Here is a 20,126-nt window from a genome sequence, read left to right as displayed (position 1 = left end):
TCTATCGCCGCCTTTCCAGGATGGTCGCCGGGCGGCTGCGCGCCCGGTCGGAGGAGTAGACCCGCACTCGTTGCGGCAGGCCGATGAGGATGAGGACGGCCCCGACGGCGGCGACGGCCACGGTGAGCGGCGAGATCCAGTTCAGGGCCGTCGCCAGGCCGAGCACGCCGGTGAGAGCCGCCATGAGGGCGAGGACGGCGGCCGTCGCCCTCGTGCCGAGGCCGATCCGGCGCAGGCGGTGGGACATGTGGTCGTTGCCGCCCTGAAGCAGCGGGCGGCCGGCCAGCTGGCGTGACAGGAGCACGACCCCGGTGTCGACGGTCGCGACGAAGGTCGACAGCAGCAGGCCCGCTATCACCGCGCCCGTCCCCTTCCCGGTGACCAGCAGGGCGGATGAGCAGGCGAAGACGAATCCGATGAACAACGATCCGGAGTCCCCCATGAACACCTTCGCCGGCGCCCAGTTGTGCGGCAGGAATCCCAGGCTGGCCAGGGCCAGGGTCACCAGCAGCACCCCGGCCGCCGGTTGGGCGCACACGAAGGCCGTCCCCGCCAGGCAGGCCGCACCGGCCGCCGAGATGGCGCCGAGGGCGCCGTCCATGTTGTCGAGCAGGTTGAACGAGTTGGTGATCACGACGATCCACAGCACGGTGAGCGGCCCGTCCGCCCACGACTCGGTCAGCGACGCCTGAACCCCGCCCACCACGACCCCGGTGGCGGCCACCACCTCGACGGCCAGCCGGATGAGCAGGGAGAGCGGCGAGAAGTCGTCGACCAGGCCCAGGAACGCCACGGCGGCGGCCGCGAGCACGATCGCGATGACCCGGACGTCGTCCAGGCCCACCACGGCGGCGAACGGGACGATCGTGCCCAGCATGATCGCCACGCCGCCCAGGTAGGGGATCGGCCGCTCGTGCGTCTTGTAGCCCCCCGGGTGGTCGGTGATGCCCCAGCGCAGTGCGAGACGCCCCAGCGGCCGGGTGGACACGGCGGTCAGCAGGAAGGCCGCAATCCCGGCGCCGAGGACGGTGACGCCGTTCACCGCGGCGACGCCGCCAGATCGGCGCGGGCCTCGGCGACGGTGTCCGCGAGGATGTCGTCCAGCGACAGCCGGGGCACCCACCCGGTGAGCGCGCGGAGCTTCGTGGTGTCGGGGACCCGGCGTGCCATGTCCTCGAAGCCCGCCTCGTACGCCTCGGCGTACGGGATGAGGTCGATCCCGGACGTGGTCCCGGTGAGCTCGATGATCATCTTGGCGAGTTCCAGGATGCTCACCTCGTCGCTGGTGCCGACGTTGAAGGTCTGGCCGATCGCGTCCTCGTGGTCGAGGAGCCGGAGCAGCGCGTCGACCACGTCCTTGACGTGGGCGAAGCACCTGGTCTGGGTGCCGTCGCCGAAGACCGTGAGCGGCGCCCCGCTGAGCGCCTGCCTGACGAGGCGGGGGATGACCATGCCGTAGGCCGGGCTCTGCCGCGGCCCCACCGTGTTGAACAGCCTGACGACGACCGTCGGGAGGTCGCGCTCCCTGTGGTAGGCGTTGGCCAGGATCTCGTCGACGGCCTTGGCCGTGCTGTAGGCCCATCTGACCACCGCCGGGCTGCCCAGGATGCGGTCGGAGAGCTCGTGGAGCGGCCCGCCGGAGTTCTTGCCGTAGATCTCGCTCGTGCTGGTGATCATGATCTTTTTCCGGTACCGGTGCGCGGCCTCGATGACGTTCTCCGAGCCGCGGATGTTCGTCGTCAGGCATCTCAGCGGCTGCTCGACGATCAGCTTGACGCCGACCGCGGCCGCCAGGTGGACCACGACGTCGCAGCGGTGGACCAGCTCGTCGACCACGAGTTCGTCCAGCACCGACCCCTGCACGAAGTGCAGGCGGGGATGCGCCCGGAGGTTGTCCAGCCGTCCGGTCGACAGGTTGTCCAGGATCATGACGGAGTCACCGCGGGCGAGCAGCGCGTCGGTGAGATGCGATCCCACGAACCCGCTGCCGCCCGTTATCAGATAGGTGCTCCCTGTTAGCTTGCTCACGGCTTCCCCTATTACGCGCTGGAGATGTTTCTATGGCCGGGGGGAGAAGGGTGGATCGGGTGCGTGCGCCGGGTCATGCCCCGGTGGGCGGGACCGCCGCCGGATCGAACCAGGCCGCCGTCATGCGGAGCCCGTCTTCGAGCGGCAACGGCCGCACATCGGGGAACAGGTCGCGCAGCAGGTCGGGGGAGGCCTGGGACTCCCGGATGTCGCCCGTCCTGGGCGGCAGGAAGTCCGCCTCGATCGGCCTGTCCAGGACCTCGGAGAGGAGCCGCCTCAGGTACAGCAGGGAGACCCGGGTCCCGAAGGCGAGGTTCACCGGCCTCCGGCTCGTGACCCGGCGGACGGCCGCGTCGACGAGGACGTCGGTCACCGACCCCACGTAGGTGAAGTCCCGCGCCTGGTTCCCGTCACCGTGGATCGGCACCGGACGGCCGCGCAGGGCCGCGGAGACGAACGCCGGGATGACGGCCGCGTAGGCGTGGTCCGCGGCCTGCATGGGGCCGTAGACGTTGAAGAACCGGAACGGCAGGACCGGCAGGCCGTAGCTTTCCGCGTACGCCAGGGCGTAGGCCTCGGCGGCGAGCTTGCTCGCGCCGTACGGGCTGAGCGGCCGGGTGGGGAGGTCCTCGTGCTTGTACGGCTCCGGCCGGTTCCCGTACACCGAGGACGACGAGGCGAGGATCACCTGTGGTGCCGTCTCCCGGCACGCCTCCAGGACGTTGAGGGTGCCCGTGGCGTTGACGGTGTGCGAGGCCACGGGATCGGTCAGGGACCGGGGCACCGAGGGCCGCGCGGCCAGATGGATCACCGTGGTGGCGTCGGCGGCGAGGTCGGCCAGGAGGTCCCGGTCCAGGATGCTGCCCTTCACGAACTCCACCCCGACGCCGTCCAGGTTGGCGAGGTCTCCGCTGCTCAGGTCGTCCAGCACCGTGACGCGTTCGACCTCCGGCCGGGCGGTGAACGCCCGGCATGTGTTCGCGCCGATGAAGCCGGCGCCGCCCGTGACCAGGATTCTCATCTGTTCGTCCCCTTCGAGGTATGGCGGTACCGGGACGCGCCGCGCAGCGACCGGTAAAGGGCTTCGGTGTCCGCGACCAGGCGCTCCACCCCGAACGAGGCCGTCGTCCACCGGCGGGCCGACTCGCCCATCCGGTGCGCGAGCGCCCGGTCGGAGAGCAGCCGGACGGTGTGCGCGGCCAGTTCGCCGGCGTCGGTCGTGGCCAGCAGGCCGGTGTGCCCGTCCCGGACGACCTCGTCGACGCTCCCCACGCGGGTGGAGACGACGGGGGTCGCCGCCATCCCCGCCTCGATGAGGCTCAGCGGCGTGCCCTCGTTGTCGGAGGTCAGCAGGACCACGTCGGCCGCGGCGTAGACCGTCTCCACGTCCCTCCTCCATCCCAGGAGGCGGACGGAGTCCCGCATGGGCCCGATGTCCTGTTCGACGTCCTTTCTGAGCTCGCCGCCCCCGCAGACGACGAACCGGCAGTCGGGGAGGCTCCGGAGCACCTCGCCGGCCACGGCGAGGAAGCGGTCGGGCCGTTTCACCCGGGTGAGCCGGCCCACGTACGCGACGACGGGCGCGTCCGGCGGGAGCCCCAGGGCGTCGCGGGCGGCCTCACGGGCGGGGACCGGCCCCAGCCGTACTCCCGGCGGGATCACGGTGTACTGCTCCGGCCGGCCGATCCCGGCGGCGAGCAGGTCGTCGCGGACCCGGTCCCCGACGGTCACCAGCCGGTCGGACATGGGCGCCAGGAACCGTTCCGCCTGCACGTAGAGGCGGCGCCGGGCGGGGGAGAAGTAGCCGTGCAGGAGGTGGCCGTGGAACACGTGCACCCGGGCCGAGCCCACGCGTGCCAGGCCGGCGGCGGCGCGCCCGAGGGCGCCGGCCTTGGCCGTCCGGGTGTGCACGATGTGCGGGCGGAACTCCCGCATGGCCCTGACCAGGTGGACCAGCGCGTGGTAGTCGTCGGACGGCCTGATGGACCGGCCCAGGCCCGGAACCTGGTGCACCGGCACCGCCACGTCCCGCAGCCGGAGATGGTCGCTCTCGCCGCCGTCGGTGTGGCCGGTGTAGAGGCGGTGGTCGAACTCCTCGGAGTTCAGCCGCTCGCAAAGTCCCACGACCTGGGTGGCCGGGCCGCCGACATTCATGCGCGCGATGATTTCCATGACACGAATTCGAGCGTCCGGCTTCATGCGGGCTCCTCGGTGATGGACCTGGGTCACCCGAAGAAGCTAGCTCGATGTTTGATCCGTTCGCCGCTCGTGTCGCGCTGGCGACGAAAAGTTTCCACATTCCCTACCTGTGCATGATCAGGACGGTTAGCTCTTAGCCTTTCCCTGCAAAGCATGCGAAGGGCGAAAAAAGGGGCATAGCTATTTATTGATTCTTTCCAGGTCTTTCTTGCGCTTCATGTGTATTGCCCTGTCCGTCCCGGCCGATCGGGCACGGGCCCGCCGCGGAGGCCGCACCCCGGTCTTTCCGGCAGGTGGCCGGCCGGTTCGACGGCCCCGCCCCCGGCGAGGGCCGGACCGGCGGCTCCGCATAAAGGAGTGGCAAGGACATTCCGTGCGCGAGTGTTCCCGACGCTCCGGACAAGGGCGGACCGCGAGGATTGCCCCCATGGTCAACGCTTCGCCGCCTCAGGGTTTCACGTCCGCGCCGCGCGAACCGCTGGAAGAAGCCCGAACGAGCGGGACTCCTCCGGAAAAGCGGCGTTCTCCATGGCGCCGGACGCCGGGGCGGGTTCCGGCGTTTCTGCCGGCCGTACTGCTGACCGCCTGCACGGTGGCCGTGCTGTGGATTTACGGAGTCTCCGTACGGGACATCGTGTTCTTCGGGGTCTATATCGCGCTGTGTCTCGCGCTTCCCGGGGTACTGCTGCTCCGGGCGCTGTACAGAGGCCGCCGTACGGCGGCGGAGGAGATCGCCCTGGGCGTGACGCTCGGCTACGCCGTGGAGGTGCCCGCCTACATCGCCGCCCGCTCCCTGGGCGCGCCGCTGCTCGTCCTGGCGTGGCCGGTCGTCACCTACGCGGTCTTCCTCGCGGTCCCCCGGCTGCGGAGACACTGGACCGGCGCGCCCCGGATCCGTACGCCGCTCTGGTGGTCGTGGTCCCTCTCGCTGATCCTCGCGTCCCTGCTCGCCTGGAGCGCCCTCACCTTCTTCAAGTACGGCCTCACCTGGCCGCGGATCGGCGGGTCCAACACCGACCTGCCGTTCCACCTGGCCCTCATCGGCGAGGCGAAGCACCACATGCCGCCCACGGCGCCGATGGTCGCCGGGGAACCCCTCCTCTACCACTGGTTCGTCTACGCCCACCTCGCGGCGGCGAGCTGGGTGACCGGGACGGAGCCGCTGGTGCTGCTGTTCCGGCTGGCCATGCTGCCCATGCTGGCCGCGCTCGCGGTCATCCTGGGGATGATCGGCAGGCGTGTCACGGGTTCGTGGGCCGGGGCCCTGCTGACCGTCACGGGAACGTTCTTCGTGACGGCCCCCGACCTCTACCTCGGCCCGAGCGTCGGGGTGTTCACCTGGAAGGTCCAGTCGTGGACGAGCCCGTCCCAGACGTTCGGGGCACTGCTGTTCGCCCCGGTCGTCCTTCTCCTGCTCGACCTCCTGGGGCGCCGGCGGCGGGGCGCCGGCAGGTGGCTGCTGCTGGGCCTCTTCCTCGTGGCCGTCATGGGGGCCAAGGCCATATACCTTCCCCTGCTCGCCGCGGGACTGGTGGCGGCGGGCACGGTCGAGGCGATCAGGCGGCGCCGGCCGCCCTGGCCCACGCTCGCCGCGCTGGGGATGACCGCGGTGTGCTCCCTCTACGCCGGCTTCGTGCTGTTCGGCCAGGCACGGCAGGGAATGGTGGTCGACCCCTTCGCCCTGATGCGCGTCACCTGGCGCGAGCTGACCGGCATGGAGGAGACCGCCGAGCCGGCGTGGACCTCGGTGCTGGGCGTCGCGCTCCTGTACCTCCTGTGCTGGGCCGTCATCTGGTGCGGGGTCCTGGGGCTGCTGGGCAGGCGGCGCACGCTCGCCGAGCCGGGAGTGGTCCTCATGCTCGGCATGGGCGCCGCCGGGCTCGGCGTGCTGTTCGTGTTCGGGCACTGCTCCATGAGCCAGGTCTACTTCCTCGGCGGGGCCTACCCCTACCTGACGGCCGTCGCCGCCTACGGTCTCGTCGTGATCGGGAGACGGGCGCGGACGTCCCCCTGGCGGGTGGCCGCCGCGGTCGCCGCCGGGCTGTCGGCCGCCTGGCTGATCCGTGTCCTCTGCGGCGTCCGGGTTCCCCTGGCCTCCGGCCAGCCGGACACCGCCCTGTACCGGCCCTACCTCGCGCTGCTGGTCGCCGCCGCCCTCGCGGTGGCGGTCCTGTTCGCCATGGGACGGCGCGGAGTCCACATCTGGGCTTTCGTGATCTTCGCGGTCTCCGCCGCGGGCATGCCCGCCGCCTGGGGCACCCGCGCGCTCTCCACCGCCGGCGGCGCGGAGGGCGTCGACCGGCAGGCGGGCCGCTGGGTGCCGGTCAGCGCGGTCCCGCCGGGCGCCCTGACCGCGGGGCGGTGGCTGCGCGACCACTCGGACCCGGACGACCTGGTCGCCACCAACGCGCACTGCCGCTGGGGGTACGAGAGCCCGTGCGACAGCCGCCACTTCTGGGTGAGCGCACTGACCGAACGGCGCGTGCTGGTCGAGGGATGGGCGTACACGACGACCAACCTGAGCCGCTGGCACCCGGGGCAGCGCTTCCAGAACCTCCCGTTCTGGGACGCCGACCGGATCCGGTCGAACGACGCGGCCTTCCGGACCCCGTCGGAGGCCGCGATCCGGTCACTGCGCGACCGTTACGGAGTGCGCTGGCTCTTCGCGGACGAGAGCCGCCTGGACCCGGGGTCCCGGATCGGGGACTTCGCGCGGCTCCGGTTCCGTTCCGGCGGCTACGCCGTCTACTCGCTGCCGGACGGCTCCGGCGCGTGACCGTCCCGGCGTCCGCGGGGGACTCGGCGGGGGACATGGACGGCGCCCGGGGCGGTGCGCCACTCCTCCGCGGCCGCGGGACGGCGTGGAACCTGACCAGGAGACCTTCGGTCCGAGACCGCGGCCACACGGAGAGGTTTTTCGAGACATGAAAGAGCAGAGAGAGGACCCGCCCGCCCGGGGCGGCGCGGTGAGCGGCGCACACGTCTGCGAGGTGATCAAAACCCTCGATGTGGGCGGCGCCGAGGTCCTGCTCGTGGAACGGCTGCTCGCCACGCCTCCCTCGGGCAGGCGCTACACCGTCGTGTGCATGACGGCGGCCACCGCGGAGCTGACCGGGCGGCTGCGGGCGGCGGGCATCCGCGTCGTCGACCTCACCTCCCGTCCCCGCCCGCTCCGCCCCGTTCACCTCATACGGGAGATCAGACGGCTGGAGCCCGACGTGCTCAACATCCACTCCCCCCTTCCGGCGTCGCTGCTCCGGCCGGCGTCCCGGCTGTGGAGGACCCGCCCGGTTCTGATCTCGACCGTCCACAACGTCCGGTACCGGCCCCTGACGATGGCGCTCGACCAGGCGACCGCCTGGCTGGACAGCCGGACCGTGGCGGTCTCCCCGCAGGTCGCCGCGGCGCGCACCAGCGCCCGCGCGCGGAACCTGTCCGTCCGCGTGCACGGCGTCCGGGTCGAGGAACAGCGCCGCCGGGCGCTGCAGGCGGAACGGACCAGGAGGGAGTGGGACGTTCCCGAGGGAGCCTTCCTCATCGTGCACGCGGCCAACCTTCGCCCGCAGAAGAACCACGCGCTGCTCGTCGAGGCCGCGGCGAAGGTGACCGCCCGGGAGCCGCGCGCGATGTTCCTGCTCGCCGGGTCCGGCCCGCTGCACGCGCCGGTGACCCGGCGCGTCGCCGAACTCGGACTGGACGGCGTGCGACTCGTGGGACACGTGGCGGAGGCCGGCCACCTGATCGCCGCCGCCGACCTCCTCGTGCTCAGCTCCGACTACGAGGGCCTCCCGGTCGTCGTCATGGAGGCCCTCGCCGCGGGGGTGCCCGTGGTGTCCACCGCCGTCGGCGGAGTGCCCGACCTGGTGGAGCACGAGCGGAACGGCCTGCTCACCCGGCCCGGGGACCCGGACGCCCTCGCCGCGGGCATCCTGCGGGCGATGCGCCCCGAAGTCCACGCGCGTCTTCGCGAGGGCGCCCGCGACAGCGCCGGGCTCATGGACATCGGCCGGGCGGCGGAATGGTTCGACAGGCTGTACGACGAGGTCTGCTCGTGACCGCCGGCCACGCGCCGGGACGCCGCGGCGCCCGTCGTGAGCCTTCCGCGACCCTCCCGGTCCGCCACCCGAATCGCTTCGGGTCCCGGAGCCGGACGTCCCCGGCCGGGACCGAGCGCAGCGAGCCGACGAATACCAGGTGATCCGTCATGGAGTACATCGTCGTCGCCGTCGTCGCGGTGACGCTCATTCTCATGGTCCACGCGAGCTTCGAGGCGCGGCTGGCAGGGAGGATCCTCTCCGTGCTGATGGCCGCCTTCGTCGTCCGGCTGGCCGTCAACATTCTGGTGACGCGGTCCGGCTTCATCGACTACGGCGGGGACAACCTCTACTACGAGGCCAAGGCCGTGGAGATCGCCGAGTACTGGAGACACCACGGGGTGCAGTTCGTCAGTTCCGAGCAGGTCGGCCCCATCTATTCCATCTCGGTGCCCTGCCACCTCTTCGCGATCGTCGTGTACCTGTGCGGCGGGCGGGCACCGCTGGCGTGCACGGCCGTCGTCGCTCTCATCGCCTGCGGGCTGTGCGTCGTCATGTACAGGTTCGCGCGGCTCGTCGGCGCCGACGAGCGCGCGGCGTTCCGGCTGCTCGTCATCATGGCCTTCGTCCCGGGATTCCTGCTGCACACGTCCGACACGTTCAAGGACGGTCTCAACGCGTTCCTCGTCATGGCCTGCCTCGCCCTCGCCGCCTCGAACATGCAGCGTTTCGGCATGCGCAAGCTGCTGCTGCTCGCCCCGCTGCTGTGGGCGCTCTGGCATGTGCGCCCGTACATGGTGTTCATGTGCGTCCTGCCGCTGCTCTTCGGCGTCACCCGGATCAGGCGCGCCGTCTCCCCGCGGACCCTTCTCGTCGTGGCCGCGCTCGCCATGCCCGCCCTGGTCGTCATCCAGGGCGCCGACGAGTTCGCCCCCGCCGGGATCCTGCAGGAGCAACTGGAGCGCGGCCAGTCGGCACAGGTCCGGTTCGCCAACGCGGAGGGCGGCTCGGGGGTGGTCTTCGAAGACGACGGCAACGCCTGGAACGCGCTCGGCCCGAAGATCGTCTACACGGTCCTGGCCCCGTTCCCCTGGATGTCCGGCAGCCTGGCGCTGCAGCTCGGGAAGGTGGACACCGTGCTCTGGTACTACCTCCTCTACTGCGCGGCCGAGGGGTTCCGCCGGCTGTGGCGCTACGACCGGAGAATGCTGCTGATCATCATGCTCTTCGTCGTCCCGGGCACGGTCGCGTACGCGACCACCATGTCGAACATAGGTCTCATCTTCCGCCAGCGCATGCCCATCGTGATGGTCACGAGCCTGCTGTCCGCGATCGCGTGGACCAGGACGCCGCGCCGGGAGGACGATCCCCCCGTCCCGGCCGCGGACGCGGCGGCGTCCGCCGTCCCGGGCTCACGGACATGAGCTCCTCCCCGGGCCCGTCGCGGGGTGCGACGGCGCCTCCCGTGAAAGAAGTGAAGATCGATGTCGTTCCGAGCGAAGGGCCTGTCATGGCGGTGGAAGACGAAGCCGATGTCCAGCGTGTCGTACTCGTCACAGGGCACCTGGGGCTGGGAGGCGCGGAGAAGCAGCTGGTCCTGCTCGCGGGGGAGCTGCACCGCAGGGGCGTCGAGACGCACGTGTTCGTCCTGTCGAAGGGCGGGCCGCGTGAGGCGGCCCTCCTCGCCGAGGGGATCGCGGTGCACCGTCTCGGCTTCTCCCGCCGGTCGCCCGGCCCGGTGGGCCTCGTCCGGAACCTGGCGGCGTTCCTCCGTCTCGTCAGGCTGCTGAGACGGCTCCGGCCCGACGTCCTGCACGGGTTCCTCTACGAGGGTTACGTCCTGGGGGCCGTCGCCGCGCGGCTGGCGCGGGTTCCGGTCGTGGTCACGGGACGACGCACGCAGGGCTACCTCAAGCCGCGGCGCCCGGGGTACGTCGCCCTCGAAAGAGCCGTGACGGCCATCACCGACCAGGTCGTCGCCAACGCGGTGGCCATCGCGAAGGGCACCCGGGAGGTCGAGGGCGTACCGGCCCGCAAGGTGAGCGTGATCTACAACGGGCTTCCGGCCCCGGCATTCGACCCGGTCGAGCCGGAACACGTCGACACGGCGCTGCCCCTGATCGTGTGCGTGGCGCGTCTCAGCGAGAACAAGGGCCACCGGTTCCTCATCGACGCCGCCGCGCTGCTCTCCCGGAGCGGCCGTCCGTGCACGTTCGTGCTCGTCGGGGACGGCGCCGAGCGCCGAAGTCTTGAGGAGCAGGCGAGCGCGCTCGGGGTGGACGTCCGGTTCCTGGGATTCCGCGTGGACACCGGGGGACTCCTGGCCCGCGCCGACGTGGTGGTCCTCCCGTCGGTCTCCGAGGGGCTGAGCAACGCGGTCATGGAGGCGATGGCCGCGGGCCGGCCGATCGTCGCCACCGCGGTGGGCGGCACCCCCGAACTGCTGGAGGGCCGCGGCGTCCTCGTGCCCCCCGCGGACCCGGCGGCCCTGGCCGAGGGCGTCGTCCGGCTGCTCGACGACCCCGGCCTCGCCCTGTCGCTGGGGAACGCGGCACGCGCCTGGGTGCGGAAGAACCTCGACATGGACGTCGTCGCCGAGGAGCACATCGTCCTGTACCGCAGGCTCCTGAGGGCCCGCCGTGCGCGGTAGCCGGACACGCGACCCCGGGCGGCCCGTCCTCCCCGCCCCGGCCATGAGCGAGGACCACCTCGCGAGGGTCGTCCAGACCATGGTCAGCCAGGCGCTGCCGCTCGCCCTGGCGGCGATGGCGGGGGTCTTCCTGGCACGTGCCCTGCAGCCCGAGGGCCGGGGCGTCTACGCGACGATCACGACCACCGCCGGGATCGCGATCGCCCTGGGCCACCTCTCGGTGGGAAGGTCGCAGATGGTGTTCTGGCCGGCCCGTGAACGCCGCCGGTTCCTCGCGGGCAACGCCCTGATCCTCGGGCTGGCCCTCGGCCTCGCGGCCGGCCTGGTCGCCCTCGGGGCCGTGCTCGCCCTCATCCCCCTCCCGGCGCCGCATCTCATGATCATGGCCCTCGCCGCGGTGCCGTTCGGGGTCGCGGCGGTCAACCTCAAGGGGATCCTGCTCCTCCGGTCCCAGAACGGGCTGGTCAACCGATCGGTGGTCACGGCGGCGCTCGTCCTGTACCTCCCGATCCTGACGCTCGCGGTCCTCGGGCGGCTCACCCTTCCGATCGTGGTCGTCTGCTGGTCGATCTCCACGGTCGTGCCCTTCGCGCTGTTCGTCCGGTCGCTCGGCCGCTCCGCCGTACGCGGGGAGGCGGCGCTCGCCCGCGAGCAGCTCTCGCTGTCCGGCCGCTACCACATAGGGCCGGTCGCCTTCCACCTGCTGCTGACCGTCGACGTCCTGCTGCTGAACGCCTTCGTGTCACCGGCCGAGGTGGGCCTGTACACCACCGCGATGGCGTTCCTGTCCCTCGCGAGGATCCCGACGGACGCGATGGCACAGGTCACGCTGCCCCACCAGGCGGTCGAGGACGAGTCGTCCGCCCAGGGGGCCACCCTGCGCACGATCCGCCTCAACCTGCTGCTCTCCTCGATCAGCGTCGGCGCGCTGGCGGTCGCCTCGCCTACACTGATCCCCCTGCTGTACGGCGCCCCCTTCGCGGGGAGCGTGACGCCGCTGCTCTTCCTCGCCACCGGGATGGTCGCGTGGTCGCTTCTCCGGCCGGTCGAGCAGTACCTGGTACGGCTGCGCCGCCCCATGACGATGGCCTCCGTCGCCGTGGGCGCCCTCACGGCGAACCTCGGGATGAACGCCGTGCTGATACCGCGGTACGGCGCCGCCGGGGCCGCGCTGGCCTCCAGCGTGAGCTACACCGCCATGGCGGTGGTCGAGGTGCTGTGGTTCGCCCGGACGGCCGGAGCCGGTGCGCGGGACCTGCTGCCCCGGCCCTCCGACCTGCGTTCCGTGGTCTCGTTGCTCTCCTGCGCCGGGCGCGGCGCCCGGACGGTGCTCGCACGGCGGCCGTGACCGGAGGCGGGTCTCACCGCCCGCCGCCGGGCCGTGCCGCGTCCAGGGCGACGCGGTACCACTCCTCGACCCGGCCCGCGACCGCCGGCCAGCCCAGGTCCGCCACCGCCCGCGGCCCGCGCGCGCTCATCCGGTCGCGTTCCTCCTCGTCGTCGAGCACCGCGCCGAGGACCGAGACCAGCCCGTCCAGCGAGCCGGATTCGAACGTGCGGTAGGCCCCGCCGTCCCGGACGACCGGGTCGAGGGAGGCCTCGGACGAGAGGACCACGGGGGTGCCGAGGGCCAGCGCCTCCAGCGCCGCGGTCGGCACCCCCTCTCCCTTGCCGGGAAGGCGGCGCGAGGCGAGGACGAAGACCTGCGCCCGCCGGAGCAGTCCGTACACCTCGTCCCGGGAGAGCGGGCCGGCCAGCTCGATCGGGCCGCCCGCCTCCGGGAGCCGCGACAGCCGGCTCCGCTCCGGGCCGTCACCGGCGATGACCAGGCGGACCTCCGGCCTGGTACGGCGGACGAGGCGCACCGCCTCGATCACGAGATCGTGGTTCTTCACCGGGTCCAGGGAACCGACGCTGACGACCAGGCCCGGCTCCCGGTCCGCCGGGGGCCCGGGACACGGCATGCCCGCGAGGTCCAGCCCGCTCGACATGGTCAGGACGCGGCGCGGGTCGGCGCCGAGCTCCACCAGATCGCGTGCCGGCCGGGACCCCAGGGCGATGAACGCGTCGACCGCGCCCAGCGCCCTGCGCGCCACCCGGTGATGGCGCCGGGAGAGGGCGCCGTGCACGGTGAGCACCAGCGGCACGCCGCGTCGCCGGCAGAACGGTCCCAGGACGGCCGCCTCGACGTGGTCCCCGTGCAGATGCACCAGATCGGCCCGGCCCGCGTGCCGCAGCGCGTGCGCCACCTCCGCCGCGAACGCGAGGACGTCGGACCTCGCCGCGAGTATCCGGGACGGCACGGTCGGCCGGAGCGGCAGCACGGCCGCCCCCTCCGGCACGGTGCTCCCGCGCCGGAAGGCGAGCGCCACCTCGTGGCCGCGGTCCAGCTGCTCCCGGGTGAGGCAGTCGACGTGCCGCTCCTTGCCGCCCCGCTCGGGCGGCACCCGGTAGCTCACGCGGACGATTCTCATGCGCGCACCCCGATCCGGTCACGCGAGGCGGGTGGCCGGTCCGCCGGCCCCCCGCGGCGAGGGCCGGCTTCTCTCCGGCGCGGCGTCGCGGGAGCCGCCGGCGCCCGCCGCGGACGGCCCCGCGGCGTCACGGGAGTCGCCGGTGCCCGCTACGGGCGGCTCCGCGGCGTCCGGAGCGGAACGCCCCGCGGGGTCCGGGGCGGAACCCCGGCGCGGGGCCGCTGCCGCCGCAGCGGCGGCGGCCGGGGTCTGGGTGCCGTCGAAGAGCACGTCGACCCAGTAGTTGGCGGCCTTGTAGGTGCTGGTCGGGAAGACGTTCGTCCCGCTGTAGGTGTACACGCCGTTTCCTCCGGCCGCGCCGTCGGCGAGGGCGGTGAGCCGGCCGCGCGAGTACTGCGTGGTGAAGTACGGTCTCGTGACCGAGTAGTACCCCGACGTCGTGTGGTAGGAGATCACGTAGGTGGTGCTCGCGTCGATCGGGATGGGCGTGGGGAAGATCGCCTGCTGCCACCCGGACGCGGTCTCACCGGTGAAGGTGACGCTCCCGAGCAGCTGGCCGTCGAGGGTCCACAGGCTTCCGGTGTGGGCCCCGGTGTTCTGCGGGCCCTTGTAGAACCTGATCCCCCTGATGAAGCCCGGTACCGACGCCTGGAACTTCAGGCCGAGGGCGACCGCCTTGGAGTCGGGCTGGGTCGGGACGGCCGGCACCGCCGTGTCGTCCCAGAGGCTGCTCGACGCCGTGAACACCACGTCGACCCACGCGTTGGTCGCCCTGTAGGTGCTGGTCGGGAAGGTGCTCACCTTGCTGTAGGTGTACAGGCCGTTGCCGCCGTCCGTGCCGTTCGCGAGCGCGGTGAGCAGGCCGTTCGAGTAGGCCTTGTTGAAGTAGTCCCTCGTCACCGCGTAGTTCCCCACGGGCGCGAAGTAGGAGGCGACGTAGGTGGTGCCGGCGCGCACCGGGACGGGCGTCGAGAAGTTCACCTGCTGCCAGCCGCCCGCCGTCTCGTTGGTGAACGTCGCGGTCGCCAGGAGCGTCCCCGTATTGGTCCAGAGGTTGCCGATGTGCGTTCCGGTGTTGGTCGGGCCCTTGTAGAACCTGATCCCCGTGATGAAGCCCTCGCTCGCCGAGCGGAACCTGACCCCGACCTCGATTCCCACGGGGTCGTTCTTCGAGGCTTCGGCGGGCGTGGCGTCCGGCGGCCAGATCGTGCAGGGGCATCCCGCGTTGACGGTGACGTTCAGGGCGGTCGGGGTCTTCTGCACGTTGCCGATGTCGTCGACCGCCCGGGACAGGATCGTCACCGGGCCGGAGGCGCCGGTCGTCCAGTCGAACCTCCAGTTCGCGCGGCCTGTCGCCTGCTGCCACGTGCCGCCGCCGTCGACCGAGACCTCGACGCCCGCCACGACGCCGCCTCCGGCGTCGACCGCCGTCCCCTGGATCGAGACGGGTGTCTGCCCCGCCACCGAGGCGCCGCTCGACGGGGAGGTGATGGCCGACGTCGGGGGGGTGACGTCCGTCGACGGGGTCGCCGGGACCAGGCCCGCCTGGAGGGACGCCGGCTGGACCCGCATGTCGGCGAGGAGGTTGACCGTCGCCTGCTGCATCCGGATGTCCGTGGGGGTTCCGGCCCCGCGGTCGTGGTTGGCGTCCAGGCCCCACGACCACTGGATGGTCCCCGCGCCGAAGACGAGCGCGCCGCTCGTGACCTTGTAGAGCGTCAGGTGGTGCGTGGCCACCCCGGGGCCGTACGTGCCGCCGAAGTCGAGCAGGATCTTGGTGGGGTTGGCCAGCGTCGTCTCGGAGAGCTTCACCGGCCCCTGCGGGGTGAACGCGTCCTCCGGTGTCTCGTTCCACTCGTATCCCAGCGTTCCGGCGGGGAACACCGCCTGCTCGCCGGGCTGGAGGGTCGCGATCGACGTGTTGCGCCAGAGGCGCATGGGGCCGTACTCCGCGGGGACGACTATCGAGTCGTTGACGTTGCCGTTGACCCGGTACAGGGTGCCGGTGACGGCGTTCTCCGGTCTGCCGCCGTTCGAGGGCGGCGAGAAGCGGGGGTCCCGCCACGTGCCGGTCCACTGGGGGCTCGGGTCGATCTTGGCGTTGGCCAGGGTCTCCTTGTAGCAGACGAGCGTGCGGAACGGGGCGCCGCTGCTGTCGATTCCGTTCTCCCACCTCGTCTTCCAGAAGACGTCGTTTCCGGTGAAGAAGGCGAGGTTGATGCCCGCGTCCCGGGCGTTCTGCACGTTGTCCCGCATGTCGTTGGACCAGTACTCGGCGTGGCCCATGGCGAAGAACACCTTGTGCTCCAGCAGCTCCGCGCCCCGTGAGGCGGTGTCGATGCTGGAGGTGTAGCTCACGTCGTAGCCGTTGGCCTCAAGCCACCGGACCATCGGGTACTCGGAGTCGAAGAAGTAGGTCTCCGGCCACTTCGCGCGGGTGATGACCGGGCGGTTGTAGCTGACCTTGAAGGCGCGTCCGGCGGGACTGCCCACGTACAGGCTGTTTCCGCCGTAGGTGTTGTACGCCTGCCAGGTCGCGTCGGCGGTCTGGACCAGCAGGTCCGAGCCGCCCGAGTCGTCCCGGACGACGAATATGAGCTGGCTGACGCCGCTCACCCCGTCCTCCCTGACCATGTTGGCGAGGTAGACCCCGGAGACGGCGTCACCCGGCACCGCCCAGGAGGCGGACACGCTCCAGTTGCCGCAGTCGATCAGCCCGGTCGCCGCGTCGCTCAGGCAGGCCGGCTGCGTCTGGGGCAGCGGCACGGACGGCCTGATCGTGGTGATCTTCCGCGCCCCCATGCCGCCGTAGTATCCGACGCGGTAGATGTCCATGCGGTAGGCGGTCGCGGGGGTGCTCACCTTGAACTGCGCGGTCTCTCCCTTGTTGACGCTCATCTGGACCGGGTAGCCCTGGATGTGGGTGCTGCCGGCCCCGGGCACGTTCCACTCGCTGTAGGGGTTGCCGGGGAGGCTGTTCTCCAGGCAGATCTCGGAGGTCGGGGGGCAGTCGGCCTGCGCCGCGAATCGGTCGGCGCTCCGGTCGGCGCCCGGGGTGCGGGACTGCGCCCAGACGGCCTGGGGCAGGCCGATGGCGACCGCGACGCAGACGCCGAGGACCAGCACGGCGATCGGAACCGCCCGTCGCCGTCCCGCGCCGCGTCTCTTCTCGTCGTCCCGCATGTGCAACCCCCGCTCGCGTACCTGGACGGGCCTTCACCGGTGAGGCCGCTAAGCGAAAAATAACGAGATCACCCTCTGGCCGGTATTACTGGTAGAAGCGGCGATTCCCATATTCGACGGACATCTGACGTGAAATTCCTCTGGAGCGGCGATCAGCAGAAGAACCCGGTTCGTCGCGGCCCCCGGATCGTCTTTCCGGCGATGTGAAACAACTCGGATTCATCCCGGGCTTCGCCAATATAGGGTAAATCCGAACCTGCGCTCCCGGTGAATGGGTCCGGCATTGGTGAGACTGCTGCCATGACCCGCGTATCCGTCGTGATCCCGTGTTATCGATCGGCGCAGACGCTTCCGGCACTGGTCGGCCGCCTCCTCGCCGTTCTGCCGGACGTGGCCTCCGCGTTCGAGGTGGTGCTCGTCGTCGACGGCTCGCCGGACAACACATGGGAAACGGCCCAAGAGCTCGCTGACCGGCACGAAACGGTCCGTGCGCTGCTGCTGGCCCGGAATTACGGGCAGCACAACGCCCTCGTCGCCGGTATCCGCTGCGTCCGTTACGACGTCGTGGTGACCATGGACGACGATCTCCAGCATCCGCCGGAGGAGGTTCCCCGGCTCCTGGCGGCCCTCCGGCCCGACCTCGACCTCGTCTACGCGGTCCCGCGCTCCGGGACCCACGGACTCCTGCGCGACCTCGCCTCCAGGTCCCTCAAGATCGGGCTCTCCGGGCGGTTCGGCGGGGAGAACAGCGGGGACATCTGCTCGTTCCGCGCCTTCCGCAGCTTTCTCCGGGAGGCGCTGGACGGGGTCACGGGACCGTACACCCAGATCGACATCGCGTTCTCGTGGGCGACCACCCGGATCGGGACCGTCCGGGTGAACATGGAGCACCGGTCCGTCGGGCACTCCAACTACACCGTCCCGATGCTCGTCCGGCACGCGATCGGCGTCCTGGTCGCCTACAGCAGCATCCCGCTCCGCCTGGTCACCTACTGCGGGCTGCTGACGGGGGCGCTCGGCACCGTCCTCCTCGCGGTCTTCCTCTGGAGCTACTGGTGCGGGGACACCACGGTCAAGGGGTTCACCTCGACGGCGACCATGATCTCGCTGTTCGCCTCCGCCCAGATGGTCGCCCTCGGCGTGATCGGGGAGTACCTTGGCCGGATCCACGCGGAGCGGATGGGACGCCCGACGTACATCATCCGCGAACGGTCCGAAAGTCACGGCCCCGGCCTGTCGATGACCTCCGACGCCGACGGGGGGCACCTCAGCCCGCCCGGGGGCCGGCATTCACGGACGCTGGGACCCGCCCGGTGACCCCGGCGGGGACGAACGCGGTGCCCGAACCGGCCGGAGGAGTGGAACGCGTGAAACGTGTCGCGATAGTGCAGTCGAACTACATCCCGTGGAAGGGGTACTTCGATCTGATCGCCGGCGTCGACGAGTTCATCCTTCTCGACGATGTGCAGTACACCGACAGGGACTGGCGCAACCGTAACCGCATAAAGACGGCGACGGGTCCCAGGTGGCTCTCGATCCCGCTCAGGAGCGGCCCTCGCAGCCGGCTGATCAGCGAGATGACGGTCGCCGACCCGGGCTGGAACGTCGCGCACTGGCGGATCCTCACGCAGACCTACCGGAGGGCCCCCTGCTTCGACGAGTCCGCACCGGCCCTGGAGAGGCTCTACCTCGAATGCGGAAGCGACCGGCTGTCCGAGGTGAACCGGCACTTCCTCGAGGGGATCTGCTCGATCCTCGGCATCGGGACCGAACTGCGCCCCTCCGCCGACTACCGCGCGGCGGGGACGAAGACGGAACGCCTCGTCGACCTGTGCCGCAAGGCGGGCGCCACCGAGTACGTCACCGGCCCGGCCGCGCGGGCCTACCTCGACGAGGACCTCTTCCGGAGAGAGGGAATCGGCGTCCGGTGGTTCGACTACTCGGGCTATCCCGAGTACCCGCAGCTCCATCCGCCGTTCGACCACCGGGTGAGCGTCCTCGACCTCATCCTCAGCACCGGGCCGAAGGCCGCCGAGCACCTGAAGACCACTCCGTCGGGCGCGCCACGGCGGGCACCGGCTCATCCCTGAGAGGAAGGTCATGGAGATCATGTTGCGGCCGGTCCGCGAGGAGGACCTGGACGCCTTCGAAACGGAACGGGCCACCCCGGAGCTCAGGGGCGAGTTCCAGTGGTACGGGCACCGTTCCCCGCACGCGTTGCGCCGGGAGTTCGCCGAGAACGGATTCCTCGCCCCCGGCTCCGGGCGCCTCACCATCGACGTCAACGGCGACCCGGCCGGCTGGGTGGTGTGGTGGATGACGAGCTGGGGACCCGACGCCACCTGCTGGTGCTGGGCGCTGGGCATCTGCGTCTTCGCCGGCTTCCGCGGCAAGGGGGTCGGCACCCGGGCCCAGGGCCAGCTCGTGGACTACCTGTTCGCCCACACCCGGGCCGAGCGCGTCCAGGCGTTCACCGACGTCGCCAACCACGGCGAGCGGCGCGCTCTGGAGAAGGCGGGCTTCGAGTGCGAGGGAATCCTGCGCCGCGCCCAGTGGCGGGACGGCCGCTGGCACGACCAGGCCCTCTACTCGGTGCTGCGCCCGGCCCGGTGAACCCGGGGGTTCCGCGTCGCCGGGTGCCGCCGCGCGGCGGCACCCGGCGACGCGGGCCCGGCCGGGGAGACGTCAGCGGGACGGGTGCCCCGCGGCCGGCCCGGGACGGTGCGCCCTCGCGATGAGGGAGACCCCGGGAAGCGACTTGACCGGCAGGTATCTCTCGGCCATGACGACGGCGCCGAGACCCATGTTGACCAGGTGCGGCATCTCCGTGACGTCGGATCCGGTGAGGCGCTTCCTGCGCCAGGCGACGACCGGTCTCAGCAGGACGTTCCAGCTCCACAGGCGGTCGATGACCAGGCCCTCCCCGGTCAGCAGGGCGTTCAGGCCCTCCCGGGTGTACCGGCGGACGTGGGAGGAGGCGACGTCGTGCGCCGACCACAGGGCCATGTCGCACGGAACCGTGACCAGCGCGGTCCCTCCCGGCCGGAGCACGCGCACGATCTCGCGGACGGCCTCACGGTCCTCCCTGATGTGCTCCAGCACGTCGAACGCCAGGACGAGATCGAACCGCATGTCGGGCAGCGGCAGGTCCCGGGCGTCGGCGTGGACCGCCTGCAGGCCGCGCGCGCGGGCCAGCTCCACCGCGGTCTCCGAGTAGTCCGCGGCCAGCGCGTCCCACCCGTGCCCGACGAGCACGCGGGTGTTGCCGCCCCCGGCCGCGCCGATGTCGAGCGCCCTGCCGGGCACGCCGAACCGGCGGAGTTCACGGAGCTCGCGCGCGAGGATGGCGCGTCGCTCGCGATACCACCAGTGCCGGTCCTCCACCTCGACCGTGCGGCGAATCTGAGTGGCCTCCATGGCCCACACCTTTCCGGGAACCGTACACACGACAGGTAGCCGCGGCCTTGTCAGGCGAGCCTGGGTACCCGGGGCGCGGCGGACCCGGGAGGCGTGGCCGGGGCGCCGGGGCCGCCGGGGGTGCCCGGCGGGCCACGGCGC

15 protein-coding genes are annotated in these 20,126 nt (G+C 71.6%); 8 read left to right on the top strand and 7 right to left on the bottom strand.

Annotated features, from left to right (window positions below; translation table 11 throughout):
• Position 1 precedes the first annotated feature (1 nt).
• The 4 genes from ACQP10_RS26260 to ACQP10_RS26245 form a co-directional block, all read right to left on the bottom strand.
• Entirely contained in the window at positions 2-1,042 is a 1,041-nt protein-coding gene (locus ACQP10_RS26260) for a glycosyltransferase family 4 protein (protein WP_346022861.1), read from the bottom strand.
• Entirely contained in the window at positions 1,039-2,028 is a 990-nt protein-coding gene (locus ACQP10_RS26255) for an NAD-dependent epimerase/dehydratase family protein (RefSeq protein ID WP_433539918.1), read from the bottom strand. The genes ACQP10_RS26260 and ACQP10_RS26255 overlap by 4 nt, the downstream gene beginning before the upstream one ends.
• Before the next feature lie 73 nt (positions 2,029-2,101).
• The gene (locus ACQP10_RS26250) at positions 2,102-3,049 is read right to left on the bottom strand and encodes an NAD-dependent epimerase/dehydratase family protein (RefSeq protein ID WP_346022859.1); all 948 of its coding nucleotides are present in this window, start codon (positions 3,047-3,049) and stop codon (positions 2,102-2,104) included.
• Positions 3,046-4,200 (bottom strand): glycosyltransferase family 4 protein, encoded by a 1,155-nt coding sequence (locus ACQP10_RS26245; protein WP_346022858.1) that lies wholly within the window; start codon positions 4,198-4,200, stop codon positions 3,046-3,048. The genes ACQP10_RS26250 and ACQP10_RS26245 overlap by 4 nt, the downstream gene beginning before the upstream one ends.
• Positions 4,201-4,825: 625 nt before the next feature.
• Between ACQP10_RS26245 and ACQP10_RS26240 the strand changes: the two genes are divergently transcribed.
• The 5 genes from ACQP10_RS26240 to ACQP10_RS26220 all read left to right on the top strand — a co-directional run bounded on the left by ACQP10_RS26240 (position 4,826) and on the right by ACQP10_RS26220 (position 12,259).
• On the top strand, positions 4,826-7,003 hold the full coding sequence (locus ACQP10_RS26240; RefSeq protein WP_346022857.1) for a hypothetical protein: 2,178 nt from the start codon (positions 4,826-4,828) through the stop codon (positions 7,001-7,003).
• Between the two features lie 148 nt (positions 7,004-7,151).
• Positions 7,152-8,282 carry a glycosyltransferase gene (locus tag ACQP10_RS26235; protein ID WP_346022856.1) on the top strand — a complete coding sequence of 377 codons (1,131 nt, stop codon included), beginning with the start codon at positions 7,152-7,154 and terminating at the stop codon, positions 8,280-8,282.
• Between the two features lie 149 nt (positions 8,283-8,431).
• Positions 8,432-9,685: a hypothetical protein gene (locus tag ACQP10_RS26230; protein WP_346022855.1), complete on the top strand. Its 1,254-nt coding sequence runs from the start codon at positions 8,432-8,434 to the stop codon at positions 9,683-9,685.
• A gap of 86 nt (positions 9,686-9,771) precedes the next feature.
• Positions 9,772-10,911: a glycosyltransferase gene (locus tag ACQP10_RS26225; protein ID WP_433539917.1), complete on the top strand. Its 1,140-nt coding sequence runs from the start codon at positions 9,772-9,774 to the stop codon at positions 10,909-10,911.
• 43 nt (positions 10,912-10,954) lie between these two features.
• Positions 10,955-12,259: a lipopolysaccharide biosynthesis protein gene (locus ACQP10_RS26220; protein ID WP_346022853.1), complete on the top strand. Its 1,305-nt coding sequence runs from the start codon at positions 10,955-10,957 to the stop codon at positions 12,257-12,259.
• 13 nt (positions 12,260-12,272) lie between these two features.
• On the opposite strand, the gene ACQP10_RS26215 is transcribed toward ACQP10_RS26220, so the two are convergent.
• Together ACQP10_RS26215 and ACQP10_RS26210 are read right to left on the bottom strand one after the other, a co-directional pair.
• On the bottom strand, positions 12,273-13,385 hold the full coding sequence (locus ACQP10_RS26215; RefSeq protein ID WP_433539916.1) for a glycosyltransferase family 4 protein: 1,113 nt from the start codon (positions 13,383-13,385) through the stop codon (positions 12,273-12,275).
• 18 nt (positions 13,386-13,403) lie between these two features.
• Positions 13,404-16,568, bottom strand: a complete 3,165-nt coding sequence (locus tag ACQP10_RS26210; RefSeq protein ID WP_399499282.1) for a DUF4082 domain-containing protein — start codon at positions 16,566-16,568, stop codon at positions 13,404-13,406.
• A gap of 300 nt (positions 16,569-16,868) precedes the next feature.
• Between ACQP10_RS26210 and ACQP10_RS26205 the strand changes: the two genes are divergently transcribed.
• Genes ACQP10_RS26205 through ACQP10_RS26195 form a run of 3 tightly spaced genes read left to right on the top strand, consistent with a single transcriptional unit; the run spans position 16,869 to position 19,181 of the window.
• On the top strand, positions 16,869-17,885 hold the full coding sequence (locus tag ACQP10_RS26205; protein WP_346022850.1) for a glycosyltransferase family 2 protein: 1,017 nt from the start codon (positions 16,869-16,871) through the stop codon (positions 17,883-17,885).
• A gap of 50 nt (positions 17,886-17,935) precedes the next feature.
• Positions 17,936-18,658: a WbqC family protein gene (locus ACQP10_RS26200; RefSeq protein WP_433539915.1), complete on the top strand. Its 723-nt coding sequence runs from the start codon at positions 17,936-17,938 to the stop codon at positions 18,656-18,658.
• Positions 18,659-18,668: 10 nt separating this feature from the next.
• A complete protein-coding gene (locus ACQP10_RS26195) occupies positions 18,669-19,181 on the top strand; it encodes a GNAT family N-acetyltransferase (protein WP_346022848.1) in 513 nt (170 codons plus the stop codon).
• Between the two features lie 72 nt (positions 19,182-19,253).
• Here the strand turns inward: ACQP10_RS26195 and ACQP10_RS26190 are convergent, their stop codons facing one another.
• A complete protein-coding gene (locus ACQP10_RS26190) occupies positions 19,254-19,985 on the bottom strand; it encodes a class I SAM-dependent methyltransferase (protein WP_399499280.1) in 732 nt (243 codons plus the stop codon).
• Positions 19,986-20,126 lie beyond the last annotated feature (141 nt).

This window comes from Streptosporangium sandarakinum (assembly GCF_050942225.1).
Classification (GTDB): Bacteria; Actinomycetota; Actinomycetes; order Streptosporangiales; family Streptosporangiaceae; genus Streptosporangium; species Streptosporangium nondiastaticum.
The sequence above is the reverse complement of the archived record's forward strand: the minus strand, read 5'-3'. Positions and strand labels throughout refer to the sequence as shown.